The sequence below is a fragment of the Acinetobacter sp. TYF_19 genome (assembly GCF_043105125.1).
GTDB classification, from domain to species: Bacteria; Pseudomonadota; Gammaproteobacteria; order Pseudomonadales; family Moraxellaceae; genus Acinetobacter; species Acinetobacter johnsonii.
Window position 1 is genome coordinate 48,922 of sequence record NZ_JBICLH010000061.1, and the last position, 23,374, is coordinate 72,295.

The 23,374-nt window shown below is 39.6% G+C and carries 22 protein-coding genes; 7 read left to right on the forward strand and 15 right to left on the reverse strand.

All coding sequences use genetic code 11. The features are described from left to right. Positions 1-143: 143 nt before the first annotated feature. The 4 genes from ACF8FD_RS07965 to ACF8FD_RS07980 all read right to left on the reverse strand — a co-directional run bounded on the left by ACF8FD_RS07965 (position 144) and on the right by ACF8FD_RS07980 (position 2,489). Positions 144-1,136: an NAD(P)H-quinone oxidoreductase gene (locus ACF8FD_RS07965; RefSeq protein WP_148826441.1), complete on the reverse strand. Its 993-nt coding sequence runs from the start codon at positions 1,134-1,136 to the stop codon at positions 144-146. Positions 1,137-1,366: 230 nt separating this feature from the next. Then, on the reverse strand, positions 1,367-1,627 hold the full coding sequence (locus ACF8FD_RS07970) for a DUF2798 domain-containing protein (RefSeq protein WP_004694355.1): 261 nt from the start codon (positions 1,625-1,627) through the stop codon (positions 1,367-1,369). A 22-nt stretch (positions 1,628-1,649) separates the two neighbouring features. After that, positions 1,650-1,958, reverse strand: a complete 309-nt coding sequence (locus ACF8FD_RS07975; RefSeq protein WP_279678781.1) for a DUF3861 domain-containing protein — start codon at positions 1,956-1,958, stop codon at positions 1,650-1,652. Between the two features lie 9 nt (positions 1,959-1,967). After that, on the reverse strand, positions 1,968-2,489 hold the full coding sequence (locus tag ACF8FD_RS07980) for a PadR family transcriptional regulator (RefSeq protein ID WP_279678780.1): 522 nt from the start codon (positions 2,487-2,489) through the stop codon (positions 1,968-1,970). A 243-nt stretch (positions 2,490-2,732) separates the two neighbouring features. Between ACF8FD_RS07980 and ACF8FD_RS07985 the strand changes: the two genes are divergently transcribed. Further along, complete coding sequence (locus ACF8FD_RS07985; RefSeq protein WP_392453319.1) at positions 2,733-3,887, forward strand: sterol desaturase family protein; 1,155 nt, start codon at positions 2,733-2,735, stop codon at positions 3,885-3,887. Between the two features lie 64 nt (positions 3,888-3,951). Here the strand turns inward: ACF8FD_RS07985 and ACF8FD_RS07990 are convergent, their stop codons facing one another. The 7 genes from ACF8FD_RS07990 to lysS form a co-directional block, all read right to left on the reverse strand. Next, the gene (locus tag ACF8FD_RS07990) at positions 3,952-4,221 is read right to left on the reverse strand and encodes a 3'-5' exonuclease (protein WP_342592273.1); all 270 of its coding nucleotides are present in this window, start codon (positions 4,219-4,221) and stop codon (positions 3,952-3,954) included. A 50-nt stretch (positions 4,222-4,271) separates the two neighbouring features. After that, positions 4,272-5,285, reverse strand: a complete 1,014-nt coding sequence (locus ACF8FD_RS07995) for a UvrD-helicase domain-containing protein (protein WP_234303871.1) — start codon at positions 5,283-5,285, stop codon at positions 4,272-4,274. Then, a complete protein-coding gene (locus tag ACF8FD_RS08000; protein ID WP_234303872.1) occupies positions 5,273-6,559 on the reverse strand; it encodes an ATP-dependent endonuclease in 1,287 nt (428 codons plus the stop codon). The genes ACF8FD_RS07995 and ACF8FD_RS08000 overlap by 13 nt, the downstream gene beginning before the upstream one ends. Before the next feature lie 89 nt (positions 6,560-6,648). Beyond that, positions 6,649-6,996 carry an AAA family ATPase gene (locus ACF8FD_RS08005; RefSeq protein ID WP_234303873.1) on the reverse strand — a complete coding sequence of 116 codons (348 nt, stop codon included), beginning with the start codon at positions 6,994-6,996 and terminating at the stop codon, positions 6,649-6,651. Positions 6,997-7,101: 105 nt separating this feature from the next. Then, on the reverse strand, positions 7,102-8,718 hold the full coding sequence (cysN, locus tag ACF8FD_RS08010) for a sulfate adenylyltransferase subunit CysN (RefSeq protein ID WP_234303874.1): 1,617 nt from the start codon (positions 8,716-8,718) through the stop codon (positions 7,102-7,104). Positions 8,719-8,883: 165 nt separating this feature from the next. Beyond that, positions 8,884-9,798, reverse strand: coding sequence for a sulfate adenylyltransferase subunit CysD (gene cysD, locus ACF8FD_RS08015; protein ID WP_004694369.1), 915 nt, complete (start codon positions 9,796-9,798; stop codon positions 8,884-8,886). A gap of 481 nt (positions 9,799-10,279) precedes the next feature. After that, the gene (lysS, locus tag ACF8FD_RS08020) at positions 10,280-11,806 is read right to left on the reverse strand and encodes a lysine--tRNA ligase (RefSeq protein WP_062034107.1); all 1,527 of its coding nucleotides are present in this window, start codon (positions 11,804-11,806) and stop codon (positions 10,280-10,282) included. Between the two features lie 275 nt (positions 11,807-12,081). On the opposite strand from lysS, the gene ACF8FD_RS08025 reads away from it, so the two are divergent. Further along, the gene (locus ACF8FD_RS08025; RefSeq protein ID WP_004981014.1) at positions 12,082-12,588 is read left to right on the forward strand and encodes a YqiA/YcfP family alpha/beta fold hydrolase; all 507 of its coding nucleotides are present in this window, start codon (positions 12,082-12,084) and stop codon (positions 12,586-12,588) included. 36 nt (positions 12,589-12,624) lie between these two features. Here ACF8FD_RS08025 and ACF8FD_RS08030 read toward each other — a convergent pair whose 3' ends face one another. Further along, a complete protein-coding gene (locus ACF8FD_RS08030; RefSeq protein WP_005399870.1) occupies positions 12,625-13,167 on the reverse strand; it encodes an adenine phosphoribosyltransferase in 543 nt (180 codons plus the stop codon). Between the two features lie 514 nt (positions 13,168-13,681). Here ACF8FD_RS08030 and rubA point away from each other — a divergent pair. The 4 genes from rubA to oxyR all read left to right on the forward strand — a co-directional run bounded on the left by rubA (position 13,682) and on the right by oxyR (position 17,005). Beyond that, positions 13,682-13,846 carry a rubredoxin RubA gene (rubA, locus tag ACF8FD_RS08035; protein ID WP_004694381.1) on the forward strand — a complete coding sequence of 55 codons (165 nt, stop codon included), beginning with the start codon at positions 13,682-13,684 and terminating at the stop codon, positions 13,844-13,846. 68 nt (positions 13,847-13,914) lie between these two features. After that, positions 13,915-15,093, forward strand: a complete 1,179-nt coding sequence (locus ACF8FD_RS08040) for an FAD-dependent oxidoreductase (protein ID WP_234303875.1) — start codon at positions 13,915-13,917, stop codon at positions 15,091-15,093. A gap of 57 nt (positions 15,094-15,150) precedes the next feature. Further along, a complete protein-coding gene (locus tag ACF8FD_RS08045) occupies positions 15,151-16,089 on the forward strand; it encodes an alpha/beta fold hydrolase (protein ID WP_004694383.1) in 939 nt (312 codons plus the stop codon). 13 nt (positions 16,090-16,102) lie between these two features. Further along, complete coding sequence (gene oxyR / locus ACF8FD_RS08050) at positions 16,103-17,005, forward strand: LysR family transcriptional regulator OxyR (RefSeq protein WP_058869206.1); 903 nt, start codon at positions 16,103-16,105, stop codon at positions 17,003-17,005. 84 nt (positions 17,006-17,089) lie between these two features. On the opposite strand, the gene ppk1 is transcribed toward oxyR, so the two are convergent. Both ppk1 and mtgA read right to left on the reverse strand, forming a co-directional pair. After that, positions 17,090-19,174 (reverse strand): polyphosphate kinase 1, encoded by a 2,085-nt coding sequence (gene ppk1, locus ACF8FD_RS08055; RefSeq protein WP_234303876.1) that lies wholly within the window; start codon positions 19,172-19,174, stop codon positions 17,090-17,092. A 110-nt stretch (positions 19,175-19,284) separates the two neighbouring features. Continuing rightward, entirely contained in the window at positions 19,285-19,959 is a 675-nt protein-coding gene (mtgA, locus tag ACF8FD_RS08060; protein WP_004694386.1) for a monofunctional biosynthetic peptidoglycan transglycosylase, read from the reverse strand. Between the two features lie 77 nt (positions 19,960-20,036). Here mtgA and ACF8FD_RS08065 point away from each other — a divergent pair, with 77 nt between their 5' ends. Then, complete coding sequence (locus tag ACF8FD_RS08065) at positions 20,037-20,852, forward strand: rhomboid family intramembrane serine protease (RefSeq protein WP_234303877.1); 816 nt, start codon at positions 20,037-20,039, stop codon at positions 20,850-20,852. A 30-nt stretch (positions 20,853-20,882) separates the two neighbouring features. Here the strand turns inward: ACF8FD_RS08065 and ACF8FD_RS08070 are convergent, their stop codons facing one another. Further along, positions 20,883-23,372 carry an ABC transporter permease gene (locus tag ACF8FD_RS08070; protein ID WP_234303878.1) on the reverse strand — a complete coding sequence of 830 codons (2,490 nt, stop codon included), beginning with the start codon at positions 23,370-23,372 and terminating at the stop codon, positions 20,883-20,885. Positions 23,373-23,374 lie beyond the last annotated feature (2 nt).

The window sequence follows — 23,374 nt, forward strand, 5'->3', positions numbered from 1 at the left end:
ACAGGTTGTGTCGAACAGTTATCATTTTTTAATCTTTGTGAAATTATTTTCTGTTTTCAGTACATTATTTTTATTTTTTGGAAAATTTTAGACAAAAGAAAAGCTGACACTAGGTCAGCTCTACTTTTTATACTATAGAAATATTACAGAATTTTTACCACAACTTTACCCACGTGCTCACCCGTATCCATGCACGCATGCGCTGCTTGAATCTGATCGAACTCAAAAGTTTGATAAATCATTGGCAAGCACTGGCCTTTGGCCCATAGTGGTGCTACATGATCTTGTAAACCTTGTGCAATCTCAGCCTTCTCAGCCGTATTTCGTGCACGCATGGTCGAACCCGTGATGGTTAAGCGCTTCATCATAATTTGCCCCAACTTAACCTCTTTGGCTTTTGCACCACCTAAAAAGGCAATATAAACCAAACGTCCATCGCGGCGGAGCAAGTTCAAATTCTTTTCTAAATACGGTGCACCCACCATATCTAAAATAACATCAACACCCGCATTATCCGTTTTCTCATTGATCTCGTGTTCAAAGTCTTGGGTTTTATAATTGATGGCATCTGTCAAATTCGCAATAGCTTGTACTTTTTCATCGCTGCCGACGGTTGCAAAGGTTTTAATGCCCAATGCTTTACATAGCATGAGTGCCGTGGTGCCAATACCACTGGTTCCACCATGTACCAACACCACTTCCCCTGCTTTGGCTTTACCCATTTGGAACACATTCGCCCAGACCGTGAAAAAAGTTTCAGGAATAGCCGCCGCTTCCACAAAGCTTACATTTTCTGGAATATGTAAAGTTTGGCTTTGTGGAACCACACAATACTCTGCATAACCACCACCATTGGTCAAACCACAAACTTTATCGCCTAATTTAAACTGGGTAACTTCAGCTCCAATTGCAACGACCTCACCTGCAACCTCAAGCCCCGGCACTTGTGTTACCCCAGGCGGCATTGGATATAAACCTTGACGCTGTAAAATATCTGGACGGTTAATACCAAACGCATGGACCTTAACCAGAACCTCATCTGCTTTTGCTTCAGGGATAGTCACTGTTTCATATGCCAGCTTATCCACACCACCCGGCTCTGTAATAATGACCTGTTGCATCGTTGTTTGTGACATGATTTATTCCTAACTCTTGCGATATTTTTCAAGTTTCATAGACCTATTTGATCATAGAAATAAATTGAAATGAAGAACACCGTACTTATGTATAGTCTGCAGCCTATTTTGCTGCGTGATAGCGCTGATTATTGATAAAAAAAGCAAGCTGCGACATCAATGCAACTGCACTCGACATCCCTCTCAAACATTACGTAGAACGATTAGGGCCAGATGAAAAACACAGGTATTCAGTTGCGTGGCTGATCAGGCAAAGACACAAACTGCATTAGAAATTTACGAACCAAAGGCAAAAACACCATAATTAGAGGAAATGCAATCAACCAAGATAAGCTCCAGCTTTTGAGCCACAGATGGAAGAAATTATGCACTAAGCCTTTATTTAGCAGTAAGTTAAAACCAGAAATAGACCCACTCATCAGACCTGAAAGCAATAAAGGCATTAACCAATTTAAATGTTTGATATGAATTTTGGGGAGCGTGTTGAACATAATCGACCTGAGTAAATAAAAATTAGCTTTGGCTTTGCGTTTTAACGGTTTGTTTTAAAGCTTTCATAAACTGCCCAAAATGTGGCATAAAGTCTTTAAAGAGTGGAAGGTGTTTATGCTCCAGCATCACCTCACTAAAGAGCTTTAAACCAACAGCAAATGATTTCGCTGCTTCATCATCCAGCATTTGACTGTTTTGAATCACCTGTAACACTTTAAAAATATCGTCGTGGTTATAGGTGTTAAAACTCAAAGTATCAGTATAGGTCGACGGGTTGCCTTGAGCATCTGCAATGTGTTTGAGTGTGACTTCATAAGTATGTTGTTTCATTCTGTTTTCCTAGAGACGTGCAATATTCACTGCTGCTTGATCGATTTGTTCTGCAATAGCACGAATTTGTTCAGGGCTCAGCTCACTGTATTGGATCTTGAGCTTTAAAGAAGCTTTGAGGTTTTCCATCGCACGTTTAATATCAAGATATTGTTCATTATTTTGAATCTGTTTACGCGTATCAAAACGAGATAAAATCTTTTCCACACTTGCTTGCTCAGCCCCAAGTTGCCCCACCCCCAAGGCCGTTATCCGGTATTGCTTGCGTTGAGCATCATCTAACGCGACCTGAACAAACTGTTGCTCTTCCAAATAATTCAAGGTGGGATAGATCGTTCCTGCACTTGGGCAATAACCCCCTCCCACAATTTCACCCACCTCTTTAATGAGGTCATAGCCATATTTAGGTGCAAATGAAATGAGATGTAAGGCTAAAAGTTTCATCTGACCCGCTTCAAATAGGCGCTGCTTACGTAACACTGGCGCTATTTCCAAATCAGCGAAGGGTTCAACTTTTTGTGCTTTAGACATAAATAAGATACAACTTTAAATTACAAAGATATATCTTAGTTAATTTTTTAATGATTGCAACCTCCAGCCCTGAAATAGAACATCAAAATTCAAAATCAAATGGATAACCGTGAAGGATTACTTGATATTTTTAGATAAGATTGCTGAACAGTTGCAATACCGCTAAAATTTAACCTCTGTTTTCACGTTCCCCCCCCTCAAGTGAACTCTGACAAAACTCCTAAAATTCAGAATTAAATTAAAATGACAGATCAACTTAGAAAAAAATTTGAAAACCTACAACTCAATGCTGGGCAAGGCAAGATCAGTGCATTTCTTTCTGTTTCCTTAGGCTTTTTGGGTATTTTTGCTGCTTTATGTTTTTTATTCCCCACTGTGCTCACCACACCAGAACTACGCCCGCTATATAGCAAACACTATGATGTTTTCTACTACACCCTACTGTTCGGTATCGTCGTTAGTGCTGGTTTTGGTACCTATAGTGCGATCATTAAACAGAATAAATATGGTTTTTATGGTTTGTGTATCACCATTTTAGCAGCTATTTTAGGCTGTGGACTGATCAAAGCACCGACATTGCCAGCCCTACCCTTTTATGCAGGTTTTGATTATTTCGTTATTACGCTAATTATCCTTACTTTAGTCTTTATACCGCTTGAAGGATTCTTTGCAAAGAACACTGAACAGAAAATTCTGCGCGTTGGCTGGGTCACAGACATGAAATATTTCATGTTTAGCCATATTGGCATTCAGCTTTTTTCGTTTTTAACGGTCATGCCGATTCAGTATTGGATCACGCATATTCCCAATAACCCGATTGTGCCTTATGTGCAGGCACAGCCAATTTGGTTGCAGTTTATTGAACTATTGATCGTGGTGGACTTCACCACCTATTGGTTACACCGTGCGATGCATGAAGTGAATTTTTTATGGCGCTTTCATGCCATTCACCATTCAACCGAACAAATGGACTGGCTAGCCTCTTCACGCTTACACATTGTTGAAGTGTTAATGACCCGTTTTATCGCAACCTTACCAATTTTTCTGTTAGGTTTTCATACCTCTGCGGTCTTTGCTTATTTGGTCTTTATTTCTTTCCATGCCATTTTTATTCACTCCAACGTGCGTTTCCGCTTTCCCTATCTGCGCTGGCTGATCGCAACACCTGAATTTCATCACTGGCATCATTCTTCTGAAAAGCCTGCGATTGATAAAAATTATGCAGCCTTTATTCCGCTTTATGACGTGATTTTTAAATCGATTTATATGCCTAATCATTTGGCCAGTGTATATGGCACAGTCGGCTATAAAATTCCAAACAGTTTTGTGAAGCAGTTTACTTGGCCATTTAAACGCTATGTGAATAAGCTGAAAAAGCTGTTTCATAAAGAAAGTTAACTTATTGTGATTCGATTAGCTAAAATATGAATCTAAAAATTAGAGTTTATTAATTTTTTAAGAATCATAAAATTACTAAAACACGACTTCTAGCACGAGTCATACTCACATAAAAGTTATTTTTCTGAAGTACTCCATTATGATAAAGATCATCTTTTTTTAGGATAACGTTATCAAATTCCAGTCCCTTCGAAGAATGAATAGTCATAGTTACATGCTTATTTGTATTTTGAAAAAAGTTTTTTGTTTCCTCTAATTGGCTTAAAGAGCTGTACGTTTCACAAATCTGATTATTCAATTCTGCAAAACCTATTAAACTCAAAGCACCATCCAATGAATTACCATTTTCATAAATATATTTTTCTACACAGTTTCTAAAAAAATCTATTTCATTTTTTTAAATTTCTCAATATCTATTTGTAATTCGTCTAAAAAGTTATACATAAAATAGTTTTCTTTGAATTTAATTTTCAAAAGACAAATTACTATTTTTTTAACCATAACATCTAAATCAGGAGAAAAAGAAATATCTTTTAGAATAGAAAATTTACCATCATGATCTGATAATTCATAATTAGTCTTTTTCAAAAAAACAATGGACTCATCTACTAACTTTTCAACAACTTGATTTAGCATATTAATATTTATTACAAAATATCCCATATTCTCTTCATATACATGTTCATCAGGAAAACTATAGGAGTTAGCAATTCTATTAATGATATGATGACATCTAAAGTTTTGTTTTAGGTCGTAACTACTGAATCTATTATCATGAACATAGCGAGTAAAAGTATTAGAACAAGCTCCTCTAAATCCATATAATGTTTGGTTTGCGTCACCTACCATTAAAATCTTAATACCTAATCTTATAAAAAACTCAATCAATTGATATTGTTGAATATTATTATCCTGTGCTTCATCAACATAAATTGCATGAAATTTAGATTTAAAAAAGTGTTGTACATTTTTCTTATTACAAAGTTTTATAGCATGTTCTAATACAAAGTCACTCTTTCCTTTCGAGCCAACTATAGTTTTTTTATTATATAAGATATCTAACCACTTAGTATAATTATCAGCCTCTACACGGAACATTTCTTTTAATTGATCACTTACTTGAGGATCAAATGGGAATAAATTTTCAAAAATAAAACTATGAAATGTTGTAATGATAATTGATGGATGATTTACTTTAGAAATCAAATCATCTTTAGATTTATTTGTAAACGTAAGTACTGCCAATTTCTTCCATGGACGACTTAGCAATATTTCCCTTTTTGCTTTTTCAACTAATGTAGAAGATTTTCCAGATCCAGCACAAGCTGAAACAATTATATTTTCCGAAGTACAATCTAATATTCTCTGTTGTTCCAATGTAAAATCTAAACTAGGCATGCTTTTACTTCTTTTAAAAAATCAAATCTTGAATTTTTGAATATTATTTCAAATAGTTCTTCATTTTCTTCTAAAAATAAAAACATATTGTGCCATTTTTTATATTGAAGTTCTGACTTCAACTCCTCTAAATCAACAACTTCCCCATTAAGCGAACAATCACTTATTCCCTCATCTAATAAAGCATTTACAATATCATTTTCTAAATCAATTTCAGCCAAAAATATATCATGTTCCAGTTTGAGATTCTCAATTAAAGGTTGAAAGTGCTTGTGTAGATCTTTCTTCTTCTTATTCAAAATTATTTCACCTTCATCTTTCCTACCTTTTAGCTCTTCAGGAATGATCTCAGTAAGGTTCTTATTAACTATTTTTAAGCAGCGTTTTAATCCATAAATATCATTCTTATATATATCATTATCCGTTCGAACAATAATCTTGATTCCCAGTTTTTTAAGTAAATCTCTATATGGTTTAAAATTTGTACCAAGTACTGGTAAAACATACAGTTTTTGAAACTGGTTTTTACTGAGTACACAACTTAAAATAGAATCACACAAAAGTTTTTCCGAATATCCTTCAACCAATAAAACACAATCCGCAAAGTATCCTTTACTGAGCCCCTCAGCATACATCTTTTTTAGATTATGATATTCACTACTTATCTGTGCCGAGCTACTGATAGTTTTTCTTAAGGGCATATTTTTCTGGCGATACAATCTAACCAAATTACAATCAATATCAATATGATACAGTAACTCAGATGAGTGACTTGAACAAAAAATATACTTAATATTTAAATCATCAAATAATGTTCTAGATAAGTCTATTTGCGCACTTAAAAATAAATGATTTTCTGGTTCTTCTAGAATTAAGATGGGAATTTTTTTAATAGCTTCTTTCTCTAAAAAATAATGTAACATGGCATACATTATCTTTTTCTGCCTACCATCCCCAGAAGCTGGATACAAATGATCATGATCATTTTCTATGGTATAAATTCTAAGTTGCTTATATAAGTCATCAACTATTGATTGTGAAGTTATTTTCACTTTATATGTTTCATCAAAAATTTTCAAATTTTGATTAATTTCTTCTTCTATTCTACTAACAGATGTTAATTTTTGAATATTTTCATTTATATTTTCAAAGTTATCTTTAATTTCAACTTTTAATATTGAATCATCTTCAGTTAAAACTATATCTTTTAATACCTCTTTTTTTATATCACTAAAGACTTTTAAAGTTTCAACATGTGACGGAATATAAATCACACTAAATACATCATCTAAAATTAAATAATTAACCCCCTTACCCTTTATTTCTTTTAAAGCACTTAGTTCATCTCCCCAAAAAAACTGTTTTAATATTCCTTTCTATTTTCTATTATTAGTTTGATATAAAAAACTTCAGATTCTTCTTGCGTTACAGCTTCATGTGCTCTAGCTTTAAGTTTTTGGACATCTTCTTTTTCAGGCTGGGATATATCTAACCCAACAATAATTTCAATTGGATTTCTATCATTTTTATTATGAAAATCAGTAGAATGTATTTCTTCTAATCTTATCTTCTTATCAAAGACCAATCTCAAAGCATGTAATAAATTACTTTTTCCAACATCATTCATTCCTAAAATTATATTTTTATCTTTTAATTCAATATTTATCTGCTCAAAATTTCTGAAATTTTTCAATATCAAACTTTTAAACATTTAACTAAACTCGTTTATTTTTCATGCATTATTACCACTATTTTTTAATTTTTTCAATAAAAAACCCACCTTACGGTGGGTTCCTTTTCAAATTCGCTCAATCAGTTACAGACGAACCAATTCAACAATTTTATCAGCCAGCTCTTCAACCGCATCTTGAGTGAATGCGACATCTGTACCATCGACAAGGTCAGTCACCACAACCACACCTGTTTCACGTACTAGTGCAACCTGATCAGCAGTTAGACCTGCTTTCGCAATCGCAACCACACCTTGTTGAATTAACAAGTTTTCAAGTACTTGTGCATTTTCTAGAGCTTTCGCAGAGACAGTTACCGCAGCAGGTTTTTGACCTAAACGTGCAGCACGGTCTTCCGCTGTGACAGGGTTGCTATGCGCAGACCATTCCACAGACTCTTCCACCATACCCGCACCAATCGTCACGTTGTTTAAACGGTCGATGAAGATAAACGAACCTGTATAACGACTGTCTTGGTATCGATCAAATACGACAGGCGCATCAAACTCAACGGTGACATTAGCAATGGCATTCAGCTCAAGGCTATCGACTTGTACCTTTTCCAATGTATTGACATTGGTACGGTAGTTAATTGCAGTGACTTTTGCAGGAACAGTTTGCGTACCCACTTTTAAGTTATACAACTTACCAATCACCAGCGGTTGATCTGCCATCCAAACCACAGTGGCATTGACCGAACGTGAAATTTCTGGCGCAGCTTGATCCGCACGTACAAGCACGTTACCACGCGAAATATCAATTTCGTCATTCAGCGTCAACGTTACTGCTTGACCTGCAACGGCACACTCTAAGTTCCCATCATAAGTAACGATTTCTTTAACCGTCGACGACTTGCCTGATGGTAAAGCCACGATTTTGTCACCTACCGATACATCACCCAACGCAACCGTACCGCAGAAACCACGGAAGTCGAGGTTTGGACGGTTCACATATTGCACAGGGAAACGGAAATCGTTGGTCACTGAACTGCGGTTAATTTCCACAGACTCAAGCGTACCCATCAACGTTTCGCCTGTATACCATGGCGTATTTGGTGATTTATTGACAACGTTATCACCATTCAATGCTGAAATAGGCGTAAAGATAATGTTGTTTGGCTTACGGTCACCCAATTGCGCCACAAAACCTGCATACTCTGTCTGAATTTCATTGAAGCGCGCTTCAGAAAATTCAACCAAGTCCATTTTGTTAATCGCAACAATAATGTTCTTAATACCAAGTAAGCTTGCAATATAAGTATGGCGACGCGTCTGAGTTTGTACACCATAACGTGCATCAATCAAGATAATCGCAAGATCACAGGTTGACGCACCAGTGGCCATGTTACGCGTGTATTGCTCATGCCCTGGTGTATCAGCAATGATGAACTTACGCTTTTCAGTTGAAAAATAACGATAAGCCACATCAATGGTAATGCCCTGTTCACGCTCAGCTTGTAGACCATCGACAAGGAGTGCTAAGTCAGGTGCATCGCCTGTCGTACCGACTTTTTTAGAGTCACGAGTTACTGCTTGCAATTGATCTTCATAAATCAATTTTGAATCGTAAAGCAAACGACCAATTAAAGTTGACTTACCATCATCGACGTTACCGCAAGTCAGAAAACGCAATAAGTCTTTATTTTCATGTTGTTTTAGATAGCCCAAGATATCTTGGCTAATCAGTTCTGATTGATGAGACATTGCTCAAAACTCCACATATTCTTTAGAAATCGGTTTTAATCTCTTTAATCCCTCTAAATCTCCCTTTGTTAAGGGAGACTTTCCCCTTTACAAAAGAAGGGCTTTTCTCCTCTCTTAGAAAAAGATGAGCAGCACTGCTGCGCAAGGGGAGAGATTTATCAACAGTTAGAAATAACCTTCTTGCTTTTTCTTCTCCATCGAGCCCGCCTCATCATGGTCAATCATACGACCTTGACGTTCAGAGCTGGTTGCAAGCAACATTTCTTGGATAATTTCAGGTAAGGTATTTGCCGTTGACTCCACTGCACCCGTAAGTGGGTAACAACCAAGTGTACGGAAGCGTACCGATTTCATTTGTGGAACTTCACCTTCTTTTAAAGGCATACGTTCATCATCAACCATAATCAGGGTGCCACTACGCTCAACCACAGGACGTTCTGCAGCTAAATAAAGTGGAACCAATGGAATGCTTTCCAAGTAGATGTATTGCCAAATATCAAGCTCAGTCCAGTTTGATAGTGGGAATACACGAATACTTTCACCTTTGTTCACTTTACCGTTGTAAAGATTCCAAAGTTCAGGACGTTGGTTTTTTGGGTCCCAACGGTGTTTCGAGTCACGGAATGAATAGACACGTTCTTTCGCACGTGATTTTTCTTCATCACGACGCGCACCACCAAATGCCGCATCAAAACCGTATTTATCAAGTGCTTGTTTTAAGCCTTGAGTTTTCATGATGTCGGTATACTTTGAGCTACCATGGTCAAACGGGTTAATGCCCGCATCTTTCCCTTCTTTGTTTTGATGTACGATCAAATCAAAACCATGGGTTTTTGCCATGTTGTCGCGGAAAGCAATCATGTCTTTAAATTTCCAGCCCGTATCTACATGCAGAAGCGGAAATGGAAGCTTGGCAGGATAGAACGCTTTAAGCGCCAGATGCAGCATCACTGCTGAATCCTTACCAATAGAATAAAGCATCACTGGGTTTTCAAACTCAGCAGCTACTTCGCGGATAATATGAATACTCTCAGCTTCAAGCTGTTTAAGATGAGTAAGTCTTTCCTCATTTAATGACATTGACAGCACCAACTCACAAAAATCGTGTACTTATTACACTTTTAAAAATATATATTCATTATAAAGATTTAGTTATACACACTATTGCTTGTTTTATTATATTTATATGCAAAAACCTCATATAAAACAAAATTGATAAGCCCTATAAGTTTTATTCAACAATAATATATCACTAAATAAACTCAAATATTACATCAACTTCATTCAAAGCACTAAGCCTGTTCACGCTTCGATTCTTCATCTATGTTTCTGCTAGGTAATACATCTACAAATACCTAGTGTAGGTTTCATTTACGTTCTATGTATATGACTTACCAAACTCACAACCTAGAAGACTAAAAATAACACTCAATACAGACCAGCTTGTTGATTTTATATATCAACATGATAACCCCAAGTTTGGATTCCAATTATTTCAAGATTAATCCGTAAAACATAAAAAGCCCGCAATAAATGCGGGCTTTTTATGTTCATATCAAACTTAGTTTTTATGACGCATGTGTGGGAACAGAATCACATCACGAATACTTGCTGCATTAGCGAATAACATGACTAAACGGTCAATACCAATACCCTCACCCGCTGTCGGCGGTAAGCCGTACTCAAGTGCTTCAACAAAGTCTGCATCGTAGTGCATTGCTTCATCATCACCTGCGTCTTTTTCTGAAACCTGTGCTTGAAAACGCTCAGCTTGGTCAATCGGGTCATTCAACTCGGAGAAACCATTCGCAAGTTCACGACCACCAATAAAGAACTCAAAACGGTCCGTAATGTGTGGGTTATGATCATTACGACGTGCCAATGGCGAAGTTTCAGCAGGATATTCTGTAATGAAAGTCGGTTGACGTAGCTGAGTTTCAACAGTTTCTTCAAATACGATGGTTTGAAGTTTGCCCAAACCAAAACCTGGTTTCACCTGTTCTTTCAGCTCTTCTTGCACAAATTTTGCCAAGAATTCACGGTCATTGACATTTTCAGGCGTGAACTGTGGGTTGTGTGCAAGAATGGCATCAAACATTGAAATTTTCTTGAATGGGCCTTTGAAGCTATATACTTCTTCACCATAAGGCACATCAGTTGAACCCAAAATGTCCAACGCTAAACGCTCAAGCATATTTTCGGTAAGTTCCATCAAGTCTTTATAGTCTGCATAAGCTTGATAGAATTCAATCATAGTGAATTCTGGGTTATGACGCGTCGAAACACCTTCGTTACGGAAGTTACGGTTAATTTCAAACACACGCTCAAAACCACCGACCACCAAACGTTTTAAGTAGAGCTCAGGCGCAATACGTAAGAAAAGTGGCATATCCAAAGCATTATGATGCGTTTCAAATGGACGCGCTGATGCTCCACCTGGAATCACATGCATCATCGGTGTTTCTACTTCCATAAAGCGCTGTTCAGTTAAGAACGCACGAATGCCTGAAACCACTTTGGCACGAATTTCAAAAGTCTTACGTGTTTCTTCGTTCACAATCAGGTCAAGATAACGCTTACGATATTTAACTTCAGTATCGTTTAGACCATGGAATTTATCTGGAAGTGGACGAAGCGACTTGGTTAAAAGCTCAAAGTGTTCGATATGTACATAAAGGTCACCCTTACCTGAACGACCAATATAACCTTTCACCGCGATAATATCGCCAAGATCTAAGCTCTTAATGGTTTCTAAAGTTTCTGGTGCTAACTCTTTACGCGCCACATATAACTGGATACGACCCGTCATATCTTGGATCACGATGAATGAACCACGGTTCAACATCACACGGCCCGCTACAGAAACATAAACATGCTCTGCTGCTTCAATTTCTTCTTTGCTTTTGTCTGCAAATTGATCTTGTAAGTCTTGCGCATAATGTTCACGTTTAAACGTGTTTGGCCATGGACTAGTGCCCGTTTGTTTGGCTTGATCTTCAATCTGCTTTAACTTGGCATGACGCTGTGCAATTAAATCGTTTTCGGAAATGGCTTGTTCAGAAGTCGATTGAGCGTTTTGTTGCGTCATCTCTGCCTCGTATATGTATTAAAAAACGGAAGTTGCATAGCATAGCAGAATTACAGACGAATGAGCATCATCAAAAACCATGCGGTATATAAAAAAGTATATATCCCGTTTATTTCAGAGCTAAGAACCCACCGTATAAAAGGTCTGTCTATTTCTTAGACCAAAAGCTAACTTCATTTCACGGTTAATCCCACTACAATGGACATTATAAATCGTGGAAAAGTAAACTTTTCTCCACTCATAAAATAATTTAGTTTTTAATTGAATGATAAATCATGAGCAGATGCGAATCTAAAATTTTGTTTTTGCATGGATTAGACTCCTCACGCGAGTCCACTAAGTTCCATGCCATTGATGCAAAGCAGAAATTTTGTATCGATATCGATTATCGCTATCTCAATTTTTCTACCGTAGCCAGTTTCTACGACGATATTATTGAAAAAATAAAACCTGAAATTATTGTTGGGCATTGTATTGGTGCATATTGGGCATTGAAAATGTCACTTCTACATCAAATTCCATGTGTGATTGCCAACCCACGCTTAGCGCCTGACTTTCGCGATGATTACCCGAGTATTAATGAGACTGACTTAGACCACAATGTACCGCAAGTGGCCTACTTGGAGCTGGGAGATGAATTAATTGATATGTATGCAGCACAGGAAATTTTAGAAAATTATATGTTGATTCAAGCAGTTGAAGGTGGACATCACCGACTACTTAAACCAGAAAATATTAATCAACTGATTGAACATCTAGAACAACAATATTTATATAAATAAAAAAAGCCTTGGATGTCCCAAGGCTTTTTAATGTGCTTATGCAGCAACAGATTCTGGTTTCGATTTGTCATCTAATACTGACCAAATCTTTAAACCTAAGTCAGCATGCAAATCAGGCAAATCAAGAAAAATACTAGCACCGAGCACTTCATGATTACATTTTGCCACTAGCTGATTAACGGCTTTTAATGTCCCACCTGTCGCTAAAACATCATCCACAATAATCACTTTTTGCGACGGGGTATTGGCTGCCATTTCTAAGCGGTCTAAACCATATTCCAAACTATAACCTACACCCACCACCGGTGGTGGCAGCTTGCCTGCTTTACGTACCAACAATAAACCCTTACCTAAACGTTGTGCCAATAAGCTCGCAAGCACAAAACCACGCGCTTCTACAGCAACAAAACTGTCTACTTCCGCCAACTGCTCAGCAGGAATACTTGCAATTAACGCATCGGTTAAAGGCTCAATATTGCTCATAAACAATGGTGTTAAATCGAAGAAACAAATCCCAGGTTTTGGAAAATCTTGGACCGTACGAATGTGCGACCACAACGTTGTAGACAAGTTGTTCATAGGAGATCAATAAAATTTGAAAAGGAATAGATGAATTTTACAGCGTTATCTGTCAAAAAAATAGTCAAGCACTTGCCATACAGCCGGCTGAATAACCCAAATATTTGTGTAAGCTATTGTTTTTAATTGAGTCATTTATTTAATAAATATTAGGTATAGATGTACTCAATGTTAAAATAGCAATTTAATTCTGCATTTACATCACGACCTTAGTCTATATTTTAATGATTTTAAAAGACCAGCTGATTGAAGAAACACATCTTTTTGACATGCAATCATCTATATCTTTCACACTTTTGCCAAACACGATCTGGTTTTAAATGATACGTTTTGTCCTGATCATCGCTTTTAGCAGATAGATTCAATCATTAAACTCCGATATTTACTTTACATTCGTATTAGAACTGCGTAAAAATTTAGATTAGCGAAGTATGCTAACAACTCAGATGAATAGCAGCTTGCGTAATGGATTATTTTGCTGAACCCTTTCTTGTTCAGCGTTTTGGAGAGTCAAATGAAGAAGTATCAATGCATCGTTTGTGGATGGATTTATGACGAAGCAGAAGGTTGGCCACAAGATGGCATTGTGGCGGGAACGAAATGGGACGATATCCCTGACGATTGGACTTGCCCAGATTGTGGCGTGTCAAAAATCGATTTTGAAATGGTTGAAATCTAATTCATAGTGTTAAAGACCATGCAGCATGGTCTTTTTTTACGTCTTTAAAATAATCTCTGGAGAACCTTATGCATCCCATCGTCATCATTGGCTCAGGTATGGCAGGCTATGCTGTAGCACGTGAATTTCGCAAGCTGAACTCTGAACAAGAGCTGCTTATGCTATGTGCAGATGATGCGACTAATTATGCCAAACCAACATTGTCCAATGCCTTTGTTGCCAACAAAGCGCCTGAACAGATTGCTTTGGGTGATGCAGAGAAAATGGCAACACAACTGAAAATGCAAATTGCCACGCATACTTGGGTGAAAGAGATTCATGCTGAACAACAGCAGTTAACCGTTATTAAAGATGGAGCTGAATCTACACAGCCCTACTCTCAATTGGTTTTAGCGGTAGGAGCAAACCCAATTCGCTTAGCCATTGCAGGTGATGGAAGCAATGACATTCAAGTTGTAAACAATCTAGACGACTATAAAACCTTCCGCGCAGAACTTGAAAAACGTACAGACAAACGCGTAGTCATTTTAGGTGCTGGTCTCATCGGCTGTGAATTTGCCAATGATTTACAACATACAGGTCATCAAGCCACCGTTATCGACTTGGCAAACCAGCCTTTGGGCCGTTTATTGCCAGCGCATGTTTCAAGTGCCTTTAAAGAAAACCTTGAGGCAACGGGTATTCATTTTGTCCTTGGCACCACAGTTGAAAAAGTGTCTAAAATTGAAAATGGTGACTATGTTTTGACCTTAGCCAACGGTCAGTCTTTAGTTGCCGATGTTGTTTTATCTGCGATTGGCTTACAACCGAGCATTTCTCTGGCAAAAGAAGCAGATATTCAAACCAGTCGTGGCATTTTGACCAACACACAACTTGAGACCAATCAGCCACATATCTACGCCGTCGGAGATTGTGCTGAAGTCAATGGACTCTTGCTGCCTTATGTCATGCCGATCATGCAGCAAGCACGCGCTTTAGCGAAAACCTTAAATGGCGAGACCACTGCGGTGCATTACCCTGCTATGCCTGTAGCAGTTAAAACACCCGCTGCGCCGCTCACTGTTTTACCTGCACCAATTGATGCAGAGGTGAACTGGGAAACTGAGGAATTAGACGATGGCATGATTGCCAAAGCCCTAGACAGTCAAGGTACACTTCGTGGCTTCGTACTGCTCGGTGCAACCGCAGCGAAACAACGTTTAGCATTAACAAAACTGGTTCCAGACTTGATTCCAGCACAGGTTTAGAGTTTAAATAAAAGGACATTTATAACAATAGATGTCCTTTATGTGAGGATTACAATAATGAATAGCGCACTCCAATATAATCTTTCACCCTATACCTCTTTTATGCGCGAAACCAAAGTCGACTTAGGCAATGGTATTGAACTCCATGTCGAAATCGGTGGCGAAGACCATCATCCGACCATTGTTTTGATCATGGGTTTAGGAGCACAGCTCTTATTTTGGCCTGATTTCTTCTGTAAATCTCTGATTGATCAAGGATTTCGTATCATTCGCTTTGATAACCGCGATATTGGTTTATCTTCAAAAATTAAACATCAAGGTCCACGCTTAAACACCCTCAAACTGATGGGGCGTTTTGCTTTAGGTTTAGATAACCGTGGTGCACCTTATGACTTATACGACATGGCTGACGATGTGGCACTGCTTTTAGACCGTTTAGGTTTAGATGAAAGTTATGTGATTGGTGCATCCATGGGTGGTATGATTGGGCAAATTCTAGCAGCGCGTCACCCACAAAAGGTCAAAAAGCTCGGCCTAATGTTCACCAGTAACAACCAACCTTTACTTCCGCCGCCTTTTCCAAAGCAACTCTTTAGTCTAATCGGTCGACCTGAATCGACCGATGAAGAAGGAATTGTGAGTCACTCTTTGAAAGTGTTTAAGATCATTGGCTCGCCTGATTATCACAATCCAATCGAGTCAATTCAGACTTCTCGCAAATTATATCGCCGAAGTTATTACCCTGCGGGTGTACTTCAACAGTTTTTAGCAATATTATGTACAGGTTCTTTATTGCAACTGGACAAACAGATTCAACAACCGACCCTTGTGGTACACGGTTCGCGAGACCGTTTACTCCCGCCTAGTCACGGAAAGGCCGTTGCAAAGGCAATTATGGGCGCTAAATTTGAATTAATTGATGGAATGGGGCATGATATCCCACCGCACTTCATTCCAAATCTTAGCGAATTATTTGCACAACACTTTAAATCATAATCATTAGGACACTATGGCTGCATTACCATCCTTAAGACAGCTGTCATATCTCGTTACACTGTCAGAAACGCTGCATTTTACTGAAGCTGCACGCCGTTCATTTGTAACCCAATCGACTTTGTCGGGCGGGATTATGGAGCTTGAACGCCTACTCGGTGGCGTACTTGTAGAGCGTGATCGCCAAAATGTGCGCTTAACTCCTCTAGGCGAGCAAGTCGTTGCTCGTGCTCGTGTTCTACTGGCAGATGCTCAAGACCTGATGCGTTTAAGCCGAGAAATGAGCGAGCCTTTAACTGGTGATTTACATCTAGGTGTTATTCCAACCATTGCGCCATTTATTCTGGCGCAATTGTTAGATGAAGTGCATAAGCAACTCCCTAAAATTCAACTACATTTACACGAAGCGCAAAGTGAAAAAATTGTAGAAAAACTCGAACATGGTAATTTAGACATGGTCGTTTTGGCTCTACCTTTTGATACACGTGGCTTAAAAGTTGCTGAAGTCGCAAAAGAAAGTTTGTTTTTGGTCTGCAATAAATCAGATATCGCAAGCCAAGCCAAATCGCTGGATGACTTAGACCTTTCACGCTTAATGTTGCTTGAAGAAGGCCACTGCTTACGTGACCACACTCTAAGTGCCTGCCCAATTGGTGAGCGTAAAAACGATCATCGTTTAAAAGCGAGTTCTTTACCGACCCTTGTGGAAATGGTATCGGCTGATCTTGGTTTTACTTTATTACCTGAAATCGCAATTCATACCAATATGATTAAAGCGAATCCAGATTTAATGGTCAAACAAATTGAAGCTGCTCCAAGCCGTATCTTAGCTTTGGTGACACGTAAAAGCACCCCGCTACAAAGCGAATTTGATGTGCTATTACAAATCCTGCAAAAAATTACTCAAAATCTGCACTAAGCTTATTTTAGTGCATAAAAAAGGAGTCAAACATGACTCCTTTTTTTGTGCCTGAATCTTTTTTAGACCCAAGCACCCCTAAAATTATTTAATCACATCTAGCAAATAACGCTGCGCATTATGCTCGGTTTCGCCTTCAGCTGGCGTCGCACGAAGCCAAGTTCCATCACCTTGTAGTAACCAAGCTTGTTGATTATCCTGCAAATAAGTCAACAACCCTTGCTGATAAATACGTTTTTTCAAAGCTGGATCTTCAATTGGGAAACATGCTTCAACACGATTAAATAGATTTCGATCCATCCAGTCGGCGCTCGAACCATAAATACGCGAATCGCCATTATTACTAAAATAGAAAACACGCGTATGTTCTAAGAAGCGCCCCACGATCGAACGTACACGAATATTTTCCGAAAGCCCTGGCAAGCCCGGGCGTAGACAACAAATTGAACGAATAATGAGATCAATTTGTACACCTGCTTGTGATGCCTCATACAGCTTATTGATTAGTTGCACTTCGGTTAGTGCATTCACTTTCACAATAATCTGCGCTTTCTTACCTGCTTTCGCATTGGCAATTTCATCATCAATAAAGTTGATCAGTTGAGCATGGAGCGTAAATGGCGCATGAAGTAACTTTTTCAGCTTCGCCATTTTCCCCATACCTGTCAATTCTTGGAAAATACGGTGTACATCTTCACACAACTCTTTATCGGTCGTGAGCAAGCCATAGTCGGTATAAATACGCGCATTACCCGCATGATAGTTACCCGTTCCCAAGTGTACATAACGAACGAGTTTATTATTTTCACGGCGTACCACAAGAATCATTTTGGCATGGGTTTTATAACCCACAATGCCATAAACAACCACTGCACCCGCTTCTTGTAGCACATTTGCCACTTCGATATTTGACTCTTCATCAAAACGCGCACGCAGCTCAATCACTGCGGTGACTTCTTTCCCATTACGCGCCGCTTCTGCTAAGACCTGTACAATTTCAGAGTCTGCACCACTACGGTATAGGGTTTGTTTAATCGCCAACACTTGTGGGTCACGTGCCGCTTCACGTAACAAGTTAATCACAGGTGCGAAAGACTCAAACGGATGATGTAGTAAAATATCCTGCTTCTGCATTGCAGAGAACATGCTTTCCGACTTTTTCAACACCTTAGGAATAACAGGAATATGTGCGTCATACCGTAGATGTGGGCGTTTAAAATTGGACAATAAACGCGCCAAGTTCACAGGTCCTTCAACTTTATACAACTGCTCTTGATGCAGATCAAATTCATCTAGCAAGTAATTATAAATATGTTCTGGACAGTTTTGCGTGACTTCCAAACGTACTGCACGTCCAAAACGACGTGAACTCAACTCACCTTTCAGTGCTTTGGCTAAGTCTTCCACATCTTCATTGAGCGCCAAATCGGCATTCCGTGTGACACGGAACTGATAACAGCCAGTTGCTGTCATCCCTGGGAACAAGTCAGAAACATGCTCATGGATAATGGCTGAAAGCATCACATGATGCTCTTTTCCACCTGTGAGTTCATCCGGTAGACGAACCACACGTGGCAATGAACGTGGTGCAGGCACAACGGCTAAATCAATCTGACGACCAAATGCGTCTTTCCCTTCCAAAGTCACAATAAAGTTGAGACTTTTATTCACTAAACGCGGAAATGGATGCGCAGGGTCAAGGCTAATCGGTGTTAAGACAGGTGCGACCTGTTCTTGGAAATATTTCTTCACCCATGAAGACTGTGCAGGCGTCAGTTCCCCACGGCGTAAGAAGCAAATGTCTTCCTCACGCAGTTTTGGCAAAATTTCATCATTGAGAATACGATACTGACGTTCAATTGCAGCATGTGCAGTTTGCGAAATTTGATCGAGTACTTGGCGTGGGGTTAAGCCATCGGGGCTACGGCTTTCATTACCCAGATCCAACTGTTCCATGACGCCCGCAACACGAATTTCAAAGAACTCATCTAAGTTACGTGAAAAAATCAGTAAGAAATTCATCCGTTCTAACAGCGGATGTAAAGGATCTACGGCTTGTTCCAATACACGTAAATGGAAATCTAATATCGATAACTCACGGTTAATATAGCGATCGTTATACGCGTATTCAGGTTGTAGTATTAGAGATGTGCTTGCTGCCGTATTCATAGCTAACCTTTGATTATTTGAATGCGTTTTATCATGATAAGTATGCTTCAATTTTGTGACAATTTCATAAAAAAAAGCCCATAAAGTTGGGCTTTTTCACATCAATCAAATTAAGGGATATCGCTATAGCGCATATACTTTCGAATCATGCGCTCGCGGTTTTGCAACTTACGGTCATTTTGATGGTCTTGGTAGTATTTCGGATTGGGTAAAATGGCCGCTAAAAATACCGCCTGCTCTCGGCTTAAGCTACGTGAGCTTTTACCAAAGTAGTGTTGGGTTGCAGCTTCGACGCCATAGATATTATCGCCAAACTCCACCGAGTTCAGATATACCTCTAAGATGCGTTCTTTGCTCCACATCCGTTCCATCATCCAAGTTGCAACAGCTTCCTGCCCCTTACGAATGAATGAACGCTTGTTATATAAAAATAAGTTTTTGGCCAATTGCTGAGAAATTGTTGAACCGCCGGCAACCACTTTGCCCGTGTCATTATTACGTTCAAGCGCCGCTTGAATGCCATCCCAGTCAAAACCATGATGTTGCATAAATTTGCCATCTTCAGCCGCAACAATGGCTTTTTTCATGTACTCACTGATCTCGTCATAATCACGCCATTCGTGTTGAATGGGTTTAGATGGCTCAGACCAATAATCAATCCGCATAAACATGGTGGTTTCCACTGGCTTGTAACGCCACCACGCTAGGCTTGCAAAAATCCACAACTGTACCAAAAGCACGAAGCTGACAACGACTAACAAACTACGAACAATAAAAGCTTTCATGCCAGTGGCTTACTCCAAAAATCATTTTTATTCATGCTAAGCTTGGGCAAATATAGCAAAATTTTAGCAAGAATAGCATGACCGAGCTTACACCTCCGCAAATCAAAACAAAATTTGACGTACATTTATGGTGGATTACCGCCGTCATTATTGCCGTGAATGTTGGACTGTTTTTTTGGCAAGTCCTGCATGGCATGGATGTCAGCAATCCAAGTACGGCTGATGCCATACGCTGGGGAGCAGACTATGCACCACTTACCTTCTTGGCTGAACCGATGCGTTTATTCAGCAGTATGTTCTTTCATTTTGGCTTGGTTCACCTCATGTTGAACATGTGGGCGCTGTATATTTTTGGCAGTGTGCTGGAGCAAATGTTTGGACGTGTCTATTTTCTTGCGCTATATTTTCTTGCTGGTCTCATGGGTAGCTTGCTCAGTGGTTATATCGCCATTCAAGACAGTTATGAACTGATTCGTATTGGGTTATCAAACCCTGAACTCTTGCCGCGTGTCGGTGCAGGGGCTTCAGGTGCCGTCATGGGACTGGGGGCAGCACTGACGGTTCTATCGCTACTGCCAATGCTCCCACAACAACGTTTTATTTTAGATAAAAAGACTTTGCTCATCGTGATGGGAATCAACTTAGCCATGGGCTTTATGATTTCAGGTATTAATAATGCCGCACATATTGGCGGCATGTTGATGGGTGCTGTTTTGGCGGCACTTTGGTATCTCTCCCAGAAGGCGCAGCAGCGTTGGATTATGCCGCTGAGCCTTGTTTTGGCAGCCTGCGGTTCGTATTGGTTTTACTTACACTGCCAAAACCTTGTGGTCTATATTCAACCCTTATGGTCAGAAGTGTTAATGATGATGCGTCAACAGCTCAATTTCTAAGATTCAACACTTAACGTATTAAGAGATCAATCACGATTGATTGATCTCTCTCAAACTTTGTAAAGGTGGAATATCACTGAGATAACTTAAGCGATAACGCCCAATCAGCGCGCAGAGTAAGGTCATGAACAGTGGTAAAATGAACCAGATTTCCCAGTGTGGCTGAATGACCAAGCCCATGCGATAGCATGCGACCGCACTTATCACTTCAGCAAATAAACAAGAAACTACACCTGCCATAAAACCAATAAAGCCTATTTCTAGACTGAGCATGCTTCTGAGTTTTTGCTTGGAACCACCAAATGAACGTAACAACGCCACTTCACGTTTGCGCTCATCCATGAGTAAGTTCAGGCAAGCAATTAAAACCAGAATACCTGAAATACTCACCAAAACCGCGAGGATCGTGACAATCTGCACCAGCACCGTCACAATGCGCTTAATTTCATCTAAAATTAAACTGACATCAATAAAGACAGTGTTAGAAAATTGCTGAATAATGCTGACCAATTTCGCTTTGTCAGACTCAGGAACATAGAAACTACCCAAATAACTGCCCGCATTTTCATCCATGGTCTGTGGCGCAAAAATAAAGAAGAAATTTGGGCTAAAACTTTCCCATTCTACAGTTCGTAAGTTTGCCACTTTGGCGTGAATGACACCCTCTGGTAAGCTAAAGGTCAGTTGATCCCCCACTTTTATCCCAAGCTCTGTCGCGGTATTGGCTTCTACCGAAACTTGTCCTTTTGCTGTGAGTTTTGATGCCCCAGAGACAATTACATTATCTTTAGGATAATTGTCAGCTTGAGTCAAATTTAATTCGCGGCGTAAGGAATTATTTTGCTTGACCAAATCCGCAGCAAAGGGCTGTCCATTTTTGGCAATCAGCCTGCCCCGAATATTGGGATAGAGCGGTGTACTGTTCCATTGGTTCTGCTCAATTTGTGCTTTTAACTCAGGCATGTCAAAAGGCGGTAAACCATATACAAACTGATTGGGCGTTCCCGCAGGGATTTGCTGCTGCCAACGCTCTAACAAATCGGTTCGTAAGACGGCTAAGACCGTAATTAAACTAAGCCCCAAAGCCAAAGCGGTAATCTGAAATGCAGTCTGGTAAGGCGTGCGGACATAAGCAGAAATCGCATTTTTTAAGCCACGGATAAACTTCAAACTCAGCCAGACTACAGTGTATAACACTGCACATAGAATGATAATTGCCCCAATCACCATGGCTGTCAGTACCATGTTTTCAGTCAGAACGATACTAAACAGAACTAGGCTAGCCGTTCCTGCGAGCAGCATCCAAAACATAGACGAAACCGATTTTTCTTGACTGCGAATGACACGGATCGGTGGGGTATTCAAAAGTTCCCAAAAACTCGGTAAGACAAAACCCAGAAGTACTACAGCACTGGTCAACATGGCAATCGGAATCGGTCCGAGCAGCATATCCCACGCTGAAAACGCAATACTTAAGTGTGGAATCAGTTGTAACATCAAATGTAACAAGCCATACCCCAGCCCAACACCCACGGCACTCCCGGCCAGCATGGCAAGCAAGAACACCACACCCAACAAGCTGAGGTAAGCCCAGAGAATTTGTGACTTCGCCGCCCCCATACAACGCAATAGCGCAATGTGATCTTGGTTTTGTTGTACAAAGCGCTGACTGGTCAAAGCAATCGCAATTCCACACAGTAAAATCGTTAAAATATTCGCTAACTGCAAAAAAGTGTCCAAATTTGCAATTGGTTTCATTAAGCGGGTATTACCCTCACTGGCATTGCGTAAGCGTAAGCTGTTTTGTGGTTCTTCCGCATTAGGACTTTGAGCTGCCGCACCGGCATCTTCAGAAGATACATTTTGCTTCTTAAAATTTGCTTCAAACTGCTGGGTATTTTGTGCGGTACCTGCCATCAGTAGACGATAGTCAATACGACTACCGACTTGTATGGCATTAGTCTTGGTAATATCCGCTTCAGAAATAATCACCGTCGGTGAGAACCCAGAAAAACCTAACTCTTGATTGGAGTCATGCTCAATCAAGCCTGTCACCTTGAAAGTACCATCTGCAATATTCAGCTGATCGCCCAGTTTAACCCGTAGCAAATCCATAGCACGTTGACTCAACCACACTTCACCTGAAGCAATATGCTTCGCCGCAGGCTGAATACGTAACTCTCCGCGCAGAGGGAAGGCTTGATCGATGGCTTTGACATTGACCATAACAAACTGATCATCGGTATATGCCATCGAACTAAAGACAGTGACTTCTGATTGTTTTAAATCGAGAGCTGTCGCTTGCGCTTTCCATTTCGGATCGAGCTTTTGACTGTCCGTTAAAACCAAATCCCCTGCTAGCATCTCGGCGGCTTGCAGCGCTACGGCATTTTGAATTTGCTCATTACTAAACTTCAGCGCGGTCGTTGCACTGATCGCGAGAATCAACGCAATAATCAATAAATACACACCGCTACTTTTAAAACTTTGCTTCAGTAAGGGCTGAAATAGAGAATTCATTT

Bases quoted from the DNA above. Each gene is read 5' to 3' on its own strand.
- ACF8FD_RS07965 (WP_148826441.1), bottom strand. From the start codon at position 1,136: ATGTCACAAACAACGATGCAACAGGTCATTATTACAGAGCCGGGTGGT.
- ACF8FD_RS07970 (WP_004694355.1), bottom strand. From the start codon at position 1,627: ATGTTCAACACGCTCCCCAAAATTCATATCAAACATTTAAATTGGTTA.
- ACF8FD_RS07975 (WP_279678781.1), bottom strand. From the start codon at position 1,958: ATGAAACAACATACTTATGAAGTCACACTCAAACACATTGCAGATGCT.
- ACF8FD_RS07980 (WP_279678780.1), bottom strand. From the start codon at position 2,489: ATGTCTAAAGCACAAAAAGTTGAACCCTTCGCTGATTTGGAAATAGCG.
- ACF8FD_RS07985 (WP_392453319.1), top strand. From the start codon at position 2,733: ATGACAGATCAACTTAGAAAAAAATTTGAAAACCTACAACTCAATGCT.
- ACF8FD_RS07995 (WP_234303871.1), bottom strand. From the start codon at position 5,285: ATGCCTAGTTTAGATTTTACATTGGAACAACAGAGAATATTAGATTGT.
- ACF8FD_RS08005 (WP_234303873.1), bottom strand. From the start codon at position 6,996: ATGTTTAAAAGTTTGATATTGAAAAATTTCAGAAATTTTGAGCAGATA.
- cysN (WP_234303874.1), bottom strand. From the start codon at position 8,718: ATGTCTCATCAATCAGAACTGATTAGCCAAGATATCTTGGGCTATCTA.
- cysD (WP_004694369.1), bottom strand. From the start codon at position 9,798: ATGTCATTAAATGAGGAAAGACTTACTCATCTTAAACAGCTTGAAGCT.
- lysS (WP_062034107.1), bottom strand. From the start codon at position 11,806: ATGACGCAACAAAACGCTCAATCGACTTCTGAACAAGCCATTTCCGAA.
- ACF8FD_RS08025 (WP_004981014.1), top strand. From the start codon at position 12,082: ATGAGCAGATGCGAATCTAAAATTTTGTTTTTGCATGGATTAGACTCC.
- ACF8FD_RS08030 (WP_005399870.1), bottom strand. From the start codon at position 13,167: ATGAACAACTTGTCTACAACGTTGTGGTCGCACATTCGTACGGTCCAA.
- rubA (WP_004694381.1), top strand. From the start codon at position 13,682: ATGAAGAAGTATCAATGCATCGTTTGTGGATGGATTTATGACGAAGCA.
- ACF8FD_RS08040 (WP_234303875.1), top strand. From the start codon at position 13,915: ATGCATCCCATCGTCATCATTGGCTCAGGTATGGCAGGCTATGCTGTA.
- ACF8FD_RS08045 (WP_004694383.1), top strand. From the start codon at position 15,151: ATGAATAGCGCACTCCAATATAATCTTTCACCCTATACCTCTTTTATG.
- oxyR (WP_058869206.1), top strand. From the start codon at position 16,103: ATGGCTGCATTACCATCCTTAAGACAGCTGTCATATCTCGTTACACTG.
- ppk1 (WP_234303876.1), bottom strand. From the start codon at position 19,174: ATGAATACGGCAGCAAGCACATCTCTAATACTACAACCTGAATACGCG.
- mtgA (WP_004694386.1), bottom strand. From the start codon at position 19,959: ATGAAAGCTTTTATTGTTCGTAGTTTGTTAGTCGTTGTCAGCTTCGTG.
- ACF8FD_RS08065 (WP_234303877.1), top strand. From the start codon at position 20,037: ATGACCGAGCTTACACCTCCGCAAATCAAAACAAAATTTGACGTACAT.
- ACF8FD_RS08070 (WP_234303878.1), bottom strand. From the start codon at position 23,372: ATGAATTCTCTATTTCAGCCCTTACTGAAGCAAAGTTTTAAAAGTAGC.